At 65.7% G+C, this 1,392-nt stretch carries 1 protein-coding gene and 1 pseudogene; both read left to right on the top strand.

All coding sequences use genetic code 11. From position 1 onward, the window contains the following. Nucleotides 1–743 (top strand): annotated as a pseudogene (locus ABD323_RS41180) (N-acetyltransferase); the annotation flags it as partial. A gap of 5 nt (nucleotides 744–748) precedes the next feature. Further along, nucleotides 749–1,219, top strand: coding sequence for an ASCH domain-containing protein (locus ABD323_RS41175; protein WP_184924665.1), 471 nt, complete (start codon nucleotides 749–751; stop codon nucleotides 1,217–1,219). Nucleotides 1,220–1,392: the final 173 nt, after the last annotated feature.

The raw sequence follows: 1,392 nt of genomic DNA, 5'->3' as shown, positions 1-1,392 counted from the left end.
CCTTCGTATCAGCCACCGCGCGGGCAGCAGCTAGCGACGACGGCTTCTTCGAGTACACCGGCGGTCAGGCAACGTTGCTGGTGGACATCTGCGGAACATCCTCTGCGATCACCAATGCAGCCGCCTTGGCAGCACGGGAGCTAGGCAAAACGGCGGACACCCTCCCCGCTGAGCTTTCGGCCGAAGTTGCCGGCGTGGCCGAACGGTCCTGGTGGCCGGCGAAGGTCATGGACTCGCAGCTGCCTTCATTCATCGTGCCAATCGACCCGCGCTGGTCCACGGAGTTGTTCAACGTGCCCGCGATGCTGTTGCCCCGGCGCAACGAACTGGGCATCAGCAGGGAGCACGTCTACTACCGCTCCCCCGGCCACCGCGGCGAGAGCATCCCAGCCCGCCTGCTCTGGTACGTCAGCAAGGGACTGTCCAACCAGGAAGGGCAGTTGGTGATCGGCTGCTCGCGACTGGAGGAAGTGGTGGTCGACTCAGCCGAGGCCCTGCGTGCGCGATTCGAACACTTGGGCGTATATGGTCAGAGGGAGATCCACAAAATCGCTGACAGATCGTCAGGCAAGGCTATGGCCTTGCGGTTCTCGGACACCGAGCTCTTCCCCAAGGCGGTAACGTTGCGGCGCTTGACCTCGCTGGCAGAGGGCCTAGGGCTACGGTTGTCCCTGATGTCGCTGACGAAGATCGACAACAGGCTGTTCCAGGCGGTTTACCAGGAAGGGCACCGACGGACGTGAACGAGATGGAACGCGCGCTCCTGCTCTCAGTCCACCCGCGCTTTGCCACCGCGATCCTCGCGGGCAGCAAGACAGTCGAGGTGCGACGCCAGCGAGTCGCTGTCCCTCCCGGAACGCCTGTCGTGCTCTACGCCACCGCGCCCACCATGGCCCTGGTGGGCATGGCCCGCGTCGCCGCCGTCCAGGTCGGCACCCCTCGGGAGGTCTGGTCAACTAGCCGTTCCCGTACCGGCATCACCCGGCGCGAGTACGACGAGTACATGAGCGGCGCCACCCAGGCCAGCGGTCTCACGTTGGAGGAGCCGGTCGCCTTCGAGGAACCGGTGCCGCTCAGTGCGCTGCGGTCCGCCGGAGCGTTTCACCCGCCGCAGAGCTACCGCTACCTCCAAGGCGAAGCTCTTCGGCAGATGGCAACGGCTTCTCCAGCGGCGGGAACGGCCCTTCTCAGCGTCATGAGTGCGCCCGCTCTCGCATAGGGGCGGTTCACGGCCGCAAAGGCTCCACGCTCGGATTCCGCCGAGCGTGGAGCTGCCACAGCGGGGCACCGGGCTAGGGCAAGGGCGGCTGACGCTTGCAGAGGAACGGATTGCCGCGCTGGCTTCTTGATAGGTAGTGATCGGCACGTCGTTCCAGGCGACCGAGTTGGTCG

The organism is Kitasatospora nipponensis (assembly GCF_039528135.1).
GTDB classification, from domain to species: Bacteria; Actinomycetota; Actinomycetes; order Streptomycetales; family Streptomycetaceae; genus Kitasatospora; species Kitasatospora nipponensis.
This window is presented reverse-complemented; position numbering and strand designations above follow the sequence as displayed.

Excerpts from the sequence above, each read along its gene's own strand:
- ABD323_RS41175 (WP_184924665.1), top strand. The coding sequence starts at position 749 with ATGGAACGCGCGCTCCTGCTCTCAGTCCACCCGCGCTTTGCCACCGCG.